Origin of the sequence: Kitasatospora sp. NPDC094015 (assembly GCF_040304075.1) — a bacterium.
Lineage (GTDB): Bacteria > Actinomycetota > Actinomycetes > Streptomycetales > Streptomycetaceae > Kitasatospora.
Map to the genome: position 1 here is coordinate 127,999 of NZ_JBEOUL010000003.1, position 13,167 is coordinate 141,165.

9 protein-coding genes are annotated in these 13,167 nt (G+C 75.7%); 1 reads left to right on the forward strand and 8 read right to left on the reverse strand.

The window, feature by feature from the left end; genetic code table 11:
• Positions 1 to 362 precede the first annotated feature (362 nt).
• The gene (locus ABT014_RS04880) at positions 363 to 1,679 is read left to right on the forward strand and encodes a nucleotide sugar dehydrogenase (RefSeq protein WP_350637166.1); all 1,317 of its coding nucleotides are present in this window, start codon (positions 363 to 365) and stop codon (positions 1,677 to 1,679) included.
• A 362-nt stretch (positions 1,680 to 2,041) separates the two neighbouring features.
• On the opposite strand, the gene ABT014_RS04885 is transcribed toward ABT014_RS04880, so the two are convergent.
• The 8 genes from ABT014_RS04885 to ABT014_RS04920 form a co-directional block, all read right to left on the reverse strand.
• Positions 2,042 to 3,184, reverse strand: a complete 1,143-nt coding sequence (locus ABT014_RS04885; RefSeq protein ID WP_350637168.1) for a hypothetical protein — start codon at positions 3,182 to 3,184, stop codon at positions 2,042 to 2,044.
• Between the two features lie 190 nt (positions 3,185 to 3,374).
• Positions 3,375 to 5,894, reverse strand: a complete 2,520-nt coding sequence (locus tag ABT014_RS04890; protein ID WP_350637170.1) for an SUKH-4 family immunity protein — start codon at positions 5,892 to 5,894, stop codon at positions 3,375 to 3,377.
• 43 nt (positions 5,895 to 5,937) lie between these two features.
• Positions 5,938 to 6,939: an SMI1/KNR4 family protein gene (locus ABT014_RS04895; protein ID WP_350637172.1), complete on the reverse strand. Its 1,002-nt coding sequence runs from the start codon at positions 6,937 to 6,939 to the stop codon at positions 5,938 to 5,940.
• Positions 6,940 to 7,036: 97 nt separating this feature from the next.
• Positions 7,037 to 8,143, reverse strand: coding sequence for a DegT/DnrJ/EryC1/StrS family aminotransferase (locus tag ABT014_RS04900; protein WP_350637174.1), 1,107 nt, complete (start codon positions 8,141 to 8,143; stop codon positions 7,037 to 7,039).
• 11 nt (positions 8,144 to 8,154) lie between these two features.
• Positions 8,155 to 9,756 (reverse strand): MBL fold metallo-hydrolase, encoded by a 1,602-nt coding sequence (locus tag ABT014_RS04905; RefSeq protein WP_350637176.1) that lies wholly within the window; start codon positions 9,754 to 9,756, stop codon positions 8,155 to 8,157.
• On the reverse strand, positions 9,753 to 10,883 hold the full coding sequence (locus tag ABT014_RS04910) for a DegT/DnrJ/EryC1/StrS family aminotransferase (protein ID WP_350637178.1): 1,131 nt from the start codon (positions 10,881 to 10,883) through the stop codon (positions 9,753 to 9,755). Before ABT014_RS04910 ends, ABT014_RS04905 begins: the two co-directional genes overlap by 4 nt.
• 71 nt (positions 10,884 to 10,954) lie before the next feature.
• Positions 10,955 to 11,935: an NAD-dependent epimerase/dehydratase family protein gene (locus ABT014_RS04915; protein WP_350637180.1), complete on the reverse strand. Its 981-nt coding sequence runs from the start codon at positions 11,933 to 11,935 to the stop codon at positions 10,955 to 10,957.
• Entirely contained in the window at positions 11,932 to 13,098 is a 1,167-nt protein-coding gene (locus ABT014_RS04920) for a Gfo/Idh/MocA family protein (protein WP_350637182.1), read from the reverse strand. The genes ABT014_RS04915 and ABT014_RS04920 overlap by 4 nt, the downstream gene beginning before the upstream one ends.
• Between the last annotated feature and the right edge of the window lie 69 nt (positions 13,099 to 13,167).

The window sequence follows — 13,167 nt, forward strand, 5'->3', positions numbered from 1 at the left end:
TCCATGGTGGCCGCGCAGGATGGTTCTCGTGCCCGCCGCACCCAACCGTGGGGGATGGTTGCAGCGGTGCCGTTCGTACGCCGATGGGGGTCGGGGTACGAGGCCGGGCGGCCCTGGGTGGGGGCGCCCGCGCCCCTGCGCCGGGACCTCGGCGCCCTTTCCTGGAGGGCGCCGAGGGTCTCGGCCGCTCGGCGTTCCGGGCCCGATTCGGTTGGTTGGGATGATCCCGCTCTGCCCGTTGTGCGCGCGTTTCCGCGAAGCCGCCCGCGCCGCCCCCGCGCTCCGTACCCTCATGTGAAGGCGGTGTGGGGCAGCCCTGAACACGGTGTGGGCGTCACCGCGACGGAGGGGGTACTTCAGTCATGCGCGTGGTCATCGCAGGGCAGGGCTACGTCGGTCTGCCGCTGGCGGTCCGGGCCGCCGAGGTGGGTCACCAGGTGGTCGGGTACGACGTGGACGAGCGCCGCATCAAGCGGCTGGCGGTCGGCGAGTCGTACGTCGAGGACATCCCGGCCGAGCGGCTGCGGCCGCTGCTGGACGGCGGGGCGTACCTGCCCTCGGCCGACCCGCAGGACGTGGCCGGGTTCGACGTCGCCGTCATCACCGTGCCGACGCCGCTGCGGGACGGGGTGCCCGACCTCTCGTACATCGAGTCCTCGGCCCGGCTGCTGGCGCAGCACCTGCGGCCCGGCGCCACCGTGGTGCTGGAGTCCACCACCTACCCGGGCACCACCGAGGAGCTGCTCGCGCCGCTGCTGGAGGAGGGCTCCGGCCTGCGCGCGGGCGAGGACTTCCACATCGGCTACAGCCCCGAGCGGATCGACCCGGGCAACCCGACCTGGAAGCTGGAGAACACCCCGAAGGTGGTCTCCGGCATCACGCCGGCGGCGCTCGCGGCGGTCGACGGCTTCTACGGCGGGCTGGTGGAGCGGACGGTGCCGGTGTCCTCCTGCAAGGAGGCCGAGCTCACCAAGCTGCTGGAGAACACCTTCCGGCACGTCAACATCGCGCTGGTGAACGAGCTGGCGATGTTCGCCCACGACCTCGGCATCGACGTGTGGGAGGCGATCGACGCCGCGTCCACCAAGCCGTTCGGCTTCCTGCGGTTCACCCCCGGGCCCGGGGTCGGCGGCCACTGCCTGCCGATCGACCCCTCCTACCTGTCCTGGCGGGTGGAGCGGGCGCTCGGCCAGTCGTTCCGCTTCGTGGAGCTGGCCAACGACGTCAACAGCCACATGCCCGACTACGTGGTGCGGCGGCTGGTGGAGGCGCTCAACCAGCGGCGGCTCTCGGTGAACGGGTCGCGGGTGCTGGTGCTGGGGCTCGCGTACAAGAAGAACACCGGTGACGCGCGGGAGACGCCGGCGGCGCGGGTGGTCGAGCTGCTCACCCGGATGGGGGCGGAGGTCCGGGCGGCCGACCCGCACGTGGTGGTCGGCGTCCACGTCGCCGAGCCGGAGATCCCCGGCCAGCGCACCGCCGAGCCGGACGGCCACGGGGGCGGGCCGCTGGCCGGCGTCCGCCGGGTCGAGGCGACGGCGCAGGAGCTGGCGGCGGCGGACGCGGTGGTGCTGCTGGCCGACCACGACGAGTTCGACTACGACGCGGTGGTGGAGCACTCCCGCTACGTCCTCGACTGCCGCCGCCGCGTCACGGGCACCACGGTCGAGGTCCTCTGACCCCGAGCATCACGGCGGGGCGGCACCCACGTTTTCGGGGGCGCGGGGAACTGCGCGACTCCGGAAGGCTCCGGCAGCCGCACGGCATCACGACGGGTAAGCACCCACGTCCCCAGGGGCGCGGGGAACTGCGCGTCTTCGGAAGGCTCCGGCGGTGGGCCGCTTCCCGACGGATGGACCCGGGTGCCAGGAGGAAGGGGGCTCCGGGGTTCTCGTCGAGGATCGGCTTCTCGTCGGGGGCCTTCCGGTTCGCGCAGTTCCCCGCGCCCCTGAGGGGTGACCCGTGTCCCCGAAAGGTGGCCCGTGCCCCTGAGGGGTGACCCGTGTTCCCGGAGGGTGACCCCGTGTCCGTGTGCGCTCGGTCAGCCTCGGCGGACGGTGCGGGGGGCGTCGTAGTCGGAGCCGTCGTCGATGATCACGATCTTGGGGACGATCTTCGTCTCGGGCTCGGGGGCCGCGTCCTGCGGGGTGTCCTGGGCGGCGGGAGCCTCCAGCGGGGCCTTGCGGGCCCACGGCGGCGTCTCGGCGGCCGGCAGGTTCTCCGGCCGGGGCGGGACCGCGGGCTGCGGGACGGTGTCCGCCACCGGCGCGGCCTCGGCCGGCGGGAGCGCCGGCTGCGGCTCGATCGCCCCCACCGCCGCACCGGTCAGCGCCGCCAGGTGCTGCTTGATGTGGTCGAGGTGCTGCTGGACCACGTCGAGGCGGCCGGTGAAGTCCTCCTGCTCCCGGTCGCTCACCGACTGGATCCGGTCGGCCTCCGCCCGCGCGGTCGCCACCACCCGGTCGGCCTTGGCCTGGGCCTCGGCCTCGATCCGGCGGATCTCGGCGAGCACGTCCTCCCGGTGCTGCTCGGCCTCCCGCAGCTTGCGCTCCGCGGTCGCCGAGATCTTGGCGTCCTCGCCGTCCGCCTTGCTCTCCGCCGCCGCGAACATCTCGTCGGCCCGGCGCCGCAGCTCGGCGAGCTTGGCCTCGGCCCGCTCCCCCGCCTCCGCGGCCTCGACCCGGAGCCGGGCCGCGTCCGCGGTGCCGGTGTCCTGGATCTCCCGGGCCTCGTGGTCGGCCTCGGCGCGCAGCCGCTCGGCCTCGGCCCGGGTGCGCTCCTCGGTCCGGCGGGTGGCCTCGTCGGCCTCCCGGCGGGTGGTCCCGGCGAACTCCTCGGCCGCCCGGGCGGCATCCTGGCCCGCGTCGTAGGCCGTGTCGCGGCTGTCTTCGGCCGCCCGCTCGGCGTTCGTCCGCACGGCCAGCGCCTCGGCGTCGGCGATCGCCATCAGGGCGGCCGCCTGCTCGCTCAGCAGTCCGTAGTCGGGTTCGGGGGCGTCGGCGGCGGCCTGCACCACCTCGGCGAGCCGGTTCTCCATCTCCCGCAGGCCCGCACCGAGCACGCTCAACCGTTCCCAGGCCCGGTCGCGGTCGGTGCTCAAGGCGGCCAGTGTCCGGTCCACCTGCTCGGGTGCGTAGCCTCGCCGGGCAACGGTGAAGCCGGACGGGGAGACGGCATCGCTCATCGGCTCTTCCCTTCGTGCTCGCGGGCTGCGCAGCCCTCATGCCTAGTGGTTCTCAGGCCCACATACTGCCTATCGTCTTGACCTATTTTGCGCAGATACGCTCGAAAGCCAAAGAAGACGAGGCCGTACCGGAGCCCCGAGGGGCCGTACCGGCCTGCGGTACGGCCCTTCCTACCCGGGCCCGACGCGGTTACATCAGACCGTCCCAGAACTGCTCGACCAGCACCGACCACCAGCTCTCCGGCGTGTACAGCGCGGCCGGGTCGATCGCGACCAGCTCGGCCTGGAGGTCGGTGGTCCACCGGCCGGCCTGCTCGGGCGTCAGCCCGTACCGCAGCCGCCACATCCGCCCCAGCGCGGCCAGGCTGCGGACGAACTCCGGCACCCCGCTGTTGACGAAGCGCGGCGCCTCGCCCTGGCCCTCCAGGTCGACGGCGACCACGGCCGCGGTGCCGTACTGGACGCACAGCTGGCGCCCGTAGTCGTTGCCGAGCACCAGGTAGCCGCCGAAGTCCGGGGCGGCCGGGCGGCCGCGCTCGGCCGCGAGCTCGGCCAGCGTCGGGATCGGCCGGCCCTCCTGGGCCTGGGCCCAGAAGAACGGCGCGAACTCGCGCGGCAGCCCGGCCCACATCAGCGTCGCCGAGACCGGCTCGGGCACGCCCTGGCGGGAGACCGCGCGCTGCTCGAAGCGGAACACGCCCTGGCCGTACGCCTGCGCCAGCTCCCCCGCCAGCTGCTGCGGGGCGAGCGGCGGGAGCTGCGGGATCACCCCGGGCGCCGGCAGCGGCACCCGGACCGGGCGCGGCCGGTGCGGGGCGGCGGCCAGCTGGTGCAGCTGGTCCAGGTGGTCGTTCAGCTGCGCCGTGCCGGCCTGCCGGGCCCGCAGGTCGCGCCCGTACGGGATGGTGTGGCTGATCCGGACGTTGGGCCAGGAGGCCTTGACCATCCGGGCGCAGTAGCCGCCCGGCAGGTCGCACAGCTCCAGGTCGGTGTGCAGTTCCAGCACCTGGTCCGGCGGCACGTTCAAGCGCCGCAGCTCGTGCAGCGCCTTCCACTCCGGGTGCGGGGTGCCGGGCTCGCTGCGGTGCAGCAGGGTCTGCTCTGAGCCGTCCGGACCGCGGTAGCTGACCACGGCCTGGGTGCCGGGACCGATCGCGGGCACCCCCGGCGCCGCCGGGGCGGCGGGCGGCTGCGGCAGGCCGTGCGGCACCGCGGGCGGCGCCGCCACCGGCGCCGGGGCGGGCACCGCGCCGGCCGCCGGGTAGCCGTAGCCGACCGGCGGCGGGGCCACCGGCGGGACGCCGGACGGCGCCGAGCCCGGCAGCTCGATGGCGGGCGCCAGCTGGGTGGCCTGGTACGCGACGTCGGCGGCGCCCGGACGGGGCGGCTCGGCGGGCGGCTGCGCACCGCCGCCGGCGCCCAGGTCGGCGGGGACCGGCGGGGGCGGCGCACCGGGACCACCGCGCCCGGTGCCGGCCTGACCGGCGGGGCCGGGGACGGACCCGTGCAGCTGGGCCGGCGGCGGGGGCGGCGGCGCGCCGGGGCCGCCGCGGCCGGTGGCACCGCCGGCGGCCGGCTGGTGGCCGGGTCCGGCCCCGAGGTCGGCCGGCGGGGGCGGCGGCGGGGCGGTGGGCCCGGAGCGTCCCAGGGCCGGCGCCGGGGCCGGTACGCCGGGTGCGCCGGGCAGGCCCATCAGGCCGGGCGGGCCGTCGGTGGCCAGCACGGTCGGCGCGTACTCGATCGAGGGCGCCGGGTGGGCCGGCTGGGCCGGGACGGGCGGCGGTCCGTCCGGGGTGGCCAGCATGGTCGGCGCGTGCTCGACGGAGGGCGCCGCCGGCGGCGCGGGCGGCGGGAAGCCGGGCGGCGGCGGGACCGGCCCGGCGCCGGGCGGGGGCGGCGGGGTGGCGGTCAGGTCGGGTACCCCGGCCAGGAAGCCCTCGGGCATCGGCATGGTCGGGTCGGCGGGCACCGGCGCCGGGGCGGCGGTGGCGGGCAGCGCGACCGTGAGCCCCTCCGATCCGGCGGGGGCACCGAGGCCGTAGCCGCCCGGCATCGGCACGGTCAGACCCTCGGAGCCCGGGTACGCCCCGGGCACCGGGCCCGGCGCCCCTTCCCGGGCGGACGGCGGCGCCAGCATGGTGGGCGCGTCACCGGCCGGCCGGTCGGAGGCCGGCGGCGTGCTCAGCACCGCGCCACCGGCAGCCGGCGCGGGCGGCGCGGCAGTGGGAGGCACGGCGGCGGGCGGGGCAGCAGTCGGCGGCACGGCAACGGGCGGTGCCGCCGGCGGCACCGCCGCGGCGGCCGTCTCCGCGGCCAGCTCCGCCGCCTCGGCGGCCAGCGCGTCGGCGCCCGCCTGCTCGAACCACTGCGGCGGGCTGAGCAGGAAGGAGGTCGCCTCGACCGCGCTCGGCACCGGCTTGGCCGCGCCCGCCGGGTTGGGCTCGCTCCGGCTGCCGTACAGCTCCTCGAACTGCCGAACCACCTCGTTCACCGGCAGCGGCGGCCAGAGCGTGCTGGCGCCGCTGTCGCGGGTGATCACCAGCCGGGCGCCGCCGCCCTCGGCCGGGGAACCGTCCACCCGGTCCTCGGCCCAGCAGACGAAGCCCAGGTCGAACTCGCGCACCCGGACCTCACGGTGCTGGGAGCGCGGCACCCCGCCGTTGATCCACTCCTCGGCGGTCTCCTGAGCCTGCGCGTAGGTCGTCACCACGCCCCGTCCACCCCTTTCTTGCCGGCCACCGGGTACTCCGGCATCAGTTCACCGGGACGGCACGGGCGAACCCGCCGTCCACCATCAGCTCCGCCACCGTCTCCAGCTCCGGCGGGCTGCCGGCCAGCCGGAGCAGGAAGGCGTCGAAGCTCTCGCCGCAGGGCAGCAGCAGCCGGGCCACCCGCTCCTCGGGCGGCTCGGGCGCGGCCGAGTCCCGGGCGTCGTCGTACGGGCAGAACCAGACCGAGCCGATCCGCTCGCCGCGCACCTTCACCGCCAGCAGCCCGCCCTGGACGTAGCCGACGGCGAGGTAGTCCTTGGTCAGGTGATCGCGCAGGCACTTGTTGGCGTACACCAGGTCGTGCACGCCGTACTCGTCGCTGAGCGTCAGGAACGGCTGGTCGAGCAGCACGCCGTACTCGACGTCCAGGGCGACCCCGGCCGGGGCGCGGCCGCCGGCCAGCTTGAGGAAGGCACGGTAGGCGGCGGGCAGCGGGTGGCCGAGCCGCTGCTCGGCGTGCTGCACCTGATCCTCGGTGACGGCGATCGGGTCGCCGCCGTCCCGGGCGAGCGAGAAGTGCGCCGGGCGGTGCTCCTGGAGCGGGCGGGTGCCGCGCCGGGTGTGGTCGGCGGTGGAGCGGGCCAGCCCGCCGTGGTGCCGCAGCAGCGCCTTCACCTCGACCGGGACCAGCTCCATCCGGCGCCGGCCGGGGGCGGCCCGGCCGACCGCGTGGTGCCAGGTCCAGCCGGCCGGGGTGGCGACGGCGGTCTCCTGGTCGGCCCACAGCGGGTGGCCCTGGGTGTACAGGGCCGCGTTGGCCGAGACGTAGTCGGTGAGCCGCAGTTCGTCCACGCCGAAGCCCTCGGGCGGATCGGCCACCTCGGCGGCGGCCGCCGCGTAGGGGCTGAAGTCCGGGTACCCGTACTCGTCCACGCGCACCCCGGCGGGGTGGGCGGCGGCCCGTACCGGGTCCGGGAACTGCACCACCTGACCCGCGTACGCCGAGTTGGGCGCGGCGGCGGTGGCGGGCCGACCTGTCGTCATCTGGGAGCCCCCACACTGGCTGAAGCAGATTTGCTGGGCACCAGCGTAGGGGGTGCGGGCGGGGGGCGGTCCCCCCGCCCGGGGGGTTCGGCAGCGGTCAGATCCGGGCCAGCGACTTGGCGAGCGTCTCCGCCACCCGCTGCTGCGCGTCCTCGGTGATCTGGGGGTACAGCGGGATGGTCAGGATCTCGGCGGCGGCCCGCTCGGCGACCGGGAAGGCGCCCTCGGCGTGGCCGAGTTCCCGGAACGCGGGCTGCAGGTGCACCGGCACGGGGTAGTGCACCCCGGCGCCGATCCCGGCGGCCTGGAGGTCGGCCAGGACGGTGTCCCGGCCGCGCTCGACGCGCACCGCGTACAGGTGCCAGACGTGCTCGTTGCCGGGCAGCGTGCGCGGCGTGGTCAGCCCGTCGAGGCCGGCCAGCAGCTCGTCGTAGCGGGCGGCGGCGGCCCGGCGGGCCTCGTTCCAGGCGGGCAGCCGGCGCAGCTTGGCGCGCAGCACCACGGCCTGCAGGGTGTCCATCCGGGAGTTGAAGCCGAACCGCTCGTGCACGTACTTGCGGCCGGAGCCGTGGTCGCCGATCAGCCGGACCGCCGCGGCCAGGTCCTCGTCGTCGGTCACCACCGCGCCGGCGTCGCCGTAGGCGCCCAGGTTCTTGCCGGGGTAGAAGCTGGTGGCGGAGATCCGTCCCCAGGAGCCGGAGAGCCGGCCGTCCTGGCGGGCGCCCTGGGACTGCGCGCCGTCCTCGACCACCGGGCGGCCGTCGGCCACCTCCAGCAGGGCCCGCATCGGGGCGAGCTGCCCGTTCAGGTGGACCGGCACCAGCGCGGCGGCGCCGGGCAGCGCCGCGGCCGCGGCGGCCGGGTCGATCAGCAGGTGGTCGGGGTCGACGTCGACCAGGACCGGCCGCAGCCCGGCCCGGATCACCGCCTCGGCGGTGGCCACGAAGGTGTTGGCCGGCAGCACCACCCCGGCGCCGGCCGGCAGGTCCAGCGCGCGCAGGGCCAGCTCCAGCGCGTCGGTGCCGTTCGCCACGCCGACCGCGTGCCGGACGCCGGAGAACGCCGCGTACTCCTCCTCGAACGCCGCCACGTCCGGGCCCTTGATGTAGGCGCCGCTGAGCAGCACCCGGTCGAAGCCCTCCCGGACCTCCTCGGCGATCTCGGCGTGGGCGGCTTGCAGGTCGACGAGCGGGATGTCGGTCACCCGGAGGCTCCTCAGCTGGTTGTCCGGCCCTCGGGCCGGTGTCGGGGTCGGGGTCGCGGTGGTGGGACGGTGTCGCCGGGCTGTGCGGGGCCGCCCGGTCCGGCCGGCTCGACCGGCTCGACCAGCAGCGGGAGCGCGCCCCCCGAGAGGCAGGCGCCGGTGCCGGCGTCCCACTTCCAGTGGTGGCGCGGGCACTCGACCTGCCCGTCGGCGATCACGGCGTGGCTCAGGTCCTCGCCGGCGTGCGGGCAGTACCGCTGGAGCCGCAGGCCGTCGCGCTCGATGGTCTCGGTCCTGGTCCGCTCCCGGATCAACTGCCGGGTCTGGGCCGGCTGGTGGCCGTAGCGCAGCAGGCTGAGCAGGGTCAGGTCGAAGACGTCCGGGTCGCGGTGCAGGCTGAGCCGCATGGACAGCAGCGCCTCCTCCCAGCCGGTCGCGCCGTCCAGGACGGCCCGCAGCGCGCGGGCGGGCACCCGGATCACGTACGAGGGGTCGACCGGCTCGTCCTCCAGCTCGACCCGTTCGGCGAGTTCGCCCAGCGCCAGGCCCCAGGCGGCGCCCTCGGCCTCCAGCCGCAGGTCCGCCCGGTAGTCGGCGAGCAGCGGGCGGTTGAGCTGCTGGAGCCGGGCGAAGTGCGCCTCGATCTCGGCGGCGGCGACCGGCTCGACCTCGCCCGCGTGGTAGGCCTCCCACTCGGGCCGGCGGCGTTCCCGGTAGTCGGCGAGGTAGCCCTCGGGGTCGGTCAGCCAGCGGCCGTCGGCCGCCGGGCCGGGGTCGTCGGCCGCCGGGTCGGGCGCGTCGGCCGGGCCGATCCGGGTGCCCGGGGCGGTGCGGACCACCTCGGTGCCGGGGCAGGCGGCGGCGAACGGCGCGGCGACGTCCTCCCAGTGCGGGAAGATCGTCCGCTCCCGGTCGTTGAACCGCTCCAGCGCCGGGTCCAGGAAGCAGGCCGGCCCGGCCGAGGGCAGGTAGGCCCGCGCCCCGGTCAGCCGGACCTTGCGGACCAGGGTGTCCAGCAGGTCGGCGCGCACCGCGGCGGTCTTGCGCGCCATCACCGGCGCCGGGTAGTCGTACGCGTTCGGGTACCACATGGCGCCGGAGTACTGGGCGGCCAGCAGGTCGATCCGGTCCGGGAGTTCGGACATCGGGGTGTTGCAGTCGTTGAGGTCGAGGAAGCGGTAGCCGCCGAGGTCGAGCAGCAGGCCGCTGTCCTCCTTGTGGCTGGTGTCCAGCAGCATGGTGGCCGTGCAGTCCGGCCCGAGCCGGTGCTGCTCGCGGTGGCCGAGCCGGACCTGCTCCCCGAAGCCGAGCGCGGCCAGCCGCCGGGCCAGCGCCCGGCTGCGGAAGCGCGGCACCAGCACGGTGGTCTGCCGGGACAGCTGGGCGAGCGTGCGCTCGTCGAAGTGGTCCTCGTGGGTGTGCGAGACGTACAGGTAGTCGTAGTGCCCGGCGACCGTGCCGGGCAGCAGGTCGCGGTTGTCCGGGTACGGGAACCAGGCCTCCAGGAAGGCCGGGTGGAACCAGGGGTCGATCAGGATGCGCAGGCCCGCGTGCTCGACCACGAAGCCGGCGTGCCCGAGGTGCCTGATCGACGTCCCGGCCGGCAGCGTCACCCGATGGCCTCGCGGAGCGCGGCGACCACGTGGTCCTGCTGGCCCTCGGTCAGGGTGTGGAACAGCGGCAGGATCAGCGAGCGCCGGGTGATCAGCTCGGTGGCGGGCAGCGGCAGCCGGGCGGTGCCCTTGTACGGGGCCTCCAGGTGGGCCGCCATGATGCCGCGCCGGGCCGAGACGCCGGCCGCGGACAGCCGGGCCAGCACCTCGGTGCGCTCGGGCGCGCCCTCGGGCAGCAGCAGCCAGCAGGACTGGAAGTTGCCGGTGCCGTGCGCCGGGTCGGCGACCAGGCCGGCGGCCAGCGGCCCGAGCAGCTCCCGGTAGCGGGCGGCCAGCTCGCGCCGGCGCTCGACCATCGCGGGCAGCTTGCCCAGCTGCACCAGACCGACGGCGGCCTGGATGTCGGTCATCCGGTGGTTGAAGCCGATCTCGTCGTACGTCTCCACCACCCCGGCCCCGCCGCCGGCGGCGTGCCGGTCGGCGGCCGACACGCTCATCCCGTGCTCGCGCAACCGGCGCAGCCGGGCGGCGAGTTCGCCGTCCTGGCAGGTCACCATGCCGCCCTCGCCGGTGGTCAGCAGCTTGCGCGGGTGGAAGGAGTAGGCGGCGATCTCCGCGGTGGACCCGGCCGGGCGCCCGCGGTAGGTGGAGCCGGCCGCGCAGGCGGCGTCCTCGACCACGGTGATGCCGCGCGGCTCGACCAGCGCGCGCACGGCGTCCAGGTCGACCGGGACACCGCCCTGGTCGACGACGATCACCGCCTTGGTGCGCCCGGTGAGCGCCGCGGCGACGGTGGCGGCCGTCAGGTTGCCGTCGGCGGGGTCCACGTCGGCGAAGACCGGGACGGCCCCCACGTAGGTGACCGCGTTGGCGGTGGCGATGAAGGAGAGCGAGGGCACCACCACCTCGTCGCCGGGCCCGACGCCGGCGCCGATCAGCGCCAGGTGCAGCGCGGTGGTGCAGGAGGACACCGCGACGGCGTGCGGGACGCCGAGGTGGTCGGCGAAGGCCCGTTCGAACTCGGCGACCCGGGGGCCCTGGGCCACCCAGCCGGAGCGGACGGCCGCCGCGGCGGCCTCGGCCTCCTCCTCGCCGAGCCAGGGCAGCATCACAGGGATCTGGGGCACAGCCGGGATGGTGCTGGACACGCGCTGCTCCGAAGGACGGGACGGAAAGACGGACGTGGCGGGAGGGCGGGTTACTGCTCGCGCCACCAGGCGACCAGCTGGCGCAGGCCCTCGTCGAGGCCCAGCTCCGGCTTCCACCCGAGGTCGCGCTCGGCGGCCGAGATGTCGGCCAGGCGCCGGACCACGCCGCCGGCGGTGCCGCGGGCCGGGCCGTGCTCGACGTCCAGGTCGGTGCGGTCCATCGCGGCCAGCAGCGCGTCGGCGAGGCCCCGCAGCGAGACCTCCGAGGAGCTGGCGATGTTGTACACCCGGTCGGTCACCGGCGCCGCGGCGGCCAGCAGGTTGGCCCGGGCGATGTCCTCGGTGTGCACGAAGTCCATGGTCTGCAGGCCGTCGCCGAAGATCAGCGGCGGCTGCCCGGCGGCGATCCGCTCCATCCAGCGGATGAAGACCTCGGTGTAGCGCCCGTGCACGTCCATCCGCGGGCCGTAGACGTTGAAGTAGCGCAGCGCGACGTAGTCCAGCCCGTACATGGCGTGGAAGCTGCGCAGCAGGCCCTCGTTGAACACCTTGGCGGCGCCGTAGAAGGTGTCGTTGTGGTACGGGTGCTGGGTCTCGGGGGTGGGGAAGGTGTCGGCCAGCCCGTAGACCGAGGCGGTGGAGGAGGCGATGACCTTCTTCACGCCCTTCTCGGCGGCGGCCTCGACCACGTCGAAGGTGCCGTCCACCATGATCTCCAGGGCCAGCCGGGGTTCGGCGGCGCACTGGGTGATCCGGATCGCGGCGAGGTGGAAGAGCAGGTCGGTGTCGTCACCGAGCAGCTCGCGCAGCAGGGCGCGGTCCCGGATGTCGCCCTCGACCATCCGGAGCTGGCCGGGCGCGGCGGCGGCCCGGGCGGGCGCGAGGTTCTCCGACCGGCCGCGGACCAGGTTGTCCAGCACGATCACCTCGCGGGCCCCGCCCTGGATCAGCTGGTCGACGACGGTGGAGCCGATGGTGCCGGCCCCGCCCGTGACCAGGCAGCGGGAGCCCTCAACGGCGACTGCGTTCATCGGGCGGCGGCCCTTTCCTGAGCGGTGATCAGTTCGATGTCGTCGGCGCCGCCGACGGGGACGGTGGCGCCGCCCAGTTCCAGGCTGCGCGAGGCGGCGTGCAGGAGTTGGAGCACCCGCAGGCCGGAGCGGCCGTCGGTGAGCGGGGCCCGGCCCTCGGTGATGGCGGCGGCGAACTCCCCCATCACGTTGCGCAGCGCCTCCTGCTCGACCAGCGCGGGCGCGACCATGTCGCCCACCCGGTACGAGATCAGCGCCCGGTGCCGGATGGCGTCGGTCAGCTCGTCCGGCGGGGTCAGGTCGACGCCGCGGTCGTGCACGGCCAGCCGGGCCTGCGGGTTGAGGTCGTCCCAGACCAGGGTGCGGCGGGAGCCGCCGATCAGGGTGGTCCTGACCTTGGTCGGGGAGAGCCAGTTGACGTGGCAGTGCGCCAGCGCGCCGTTGCTGAGCCGGACGGTGAGGTACGCGACGCAGGCCCGGCCGGCCCCGATCGGGTCGGCGCCCTGGGCGCTCACCCCGACCGGCTCGACGCCGGGCGGCAGCACGAAGTCCAGGATCGACAGGTCGTGCGGCGCCAGGTCCCAGAGCACGTCCACGTCCGGCTGGACCAGGCCGAGGTTGATCCGGACCGAGTCGAAGAACTGGATGTCGCCGATCTCGCCGCCGTGCACCAGCTCGCGGATCCGCCGCACCACCGGGGTGTAGCAGAAGGTGTGGTCGCACATCAGGACCAGCCCGCGCTCCTCGGCGAGGGCGACCAGCTCGGCCGCGTCCGCCACCGTGGTGGTGATCGGCTTCTCCACCAGCACGTGCTTGCCGGCCTCCAGGGCCGCCCGGACCAGCTTGTAGTGCGCCGCGGCCGGGGTGGCGATCGCCACCGCCCGGACCCGCTCGTCGGCCAGCACCTCGTCGAACGAGGTGGTGGTGCGGACGGTGCTGTACTCGCCGAGCACCCGACGGGACCGCTCCTCGTCCAGGTCGCACAGCCAGTGCAGCCGCAGCCCGGCCGTCTGCTGCGCGTTGCGGACCAGGTTCGGCCCCCAGTACCCGGCGCCGACCACGGCCAGACCGATCCGCTCGGCCGGCCGGGGTTCGGTCGTCCCCGGCGTCGGTACGTGCTCTCCCGGCGCCTCGTGCGCCACGTCCTTGGACCCGCTCGCCATGGCAAGACCCCCCTTGCTCCGGCCCCGGTGGCCTCCTCGCCCCGGCGGCCTCCGCTGCCCGGCGAGGCC

Bases quoted from the DNA above. Each gene is read 5' to 3' on its own strand.
- ABT014_RS04880 (WP_350637166.1), top strand. From the start codon at position 363: ATGCGCGTGGTCATCGCAGGGCAGGGCTACGTCGGTCTGCCGCTGGCG.
- ABT014_RS04885 (WP_350637168.1), bottom strand. From the start codon at position 3,184: ATGAGCGATGCCGTCTCCCCGTCCGGCTTCACCGTTGCCCGGCGAGGC.
- ABT014_RS04895 (WP_350637172.1), bottom strand. From the start codon at position 6,939: ATGACGACAGGTCGGCCCGCCACCGCCGCCGCGCCCAACTCGGCGTAC.
- ABT014_RS04915 (WP_350637180.1), bottom strand. From the start codon at position 11,935: ATGAACGCAGTCGCCGTTGAGGGCTCCCGCTGCCTGGTCACGGGCGGG.
- ABT014_RS04920 (WP_350637182.1), bottom strand. From the start codon at position 13,098: ATGGCGAGCGGGTCCAAGGACGTGGCGCACGAGGCGCCGGGAGAGCAC.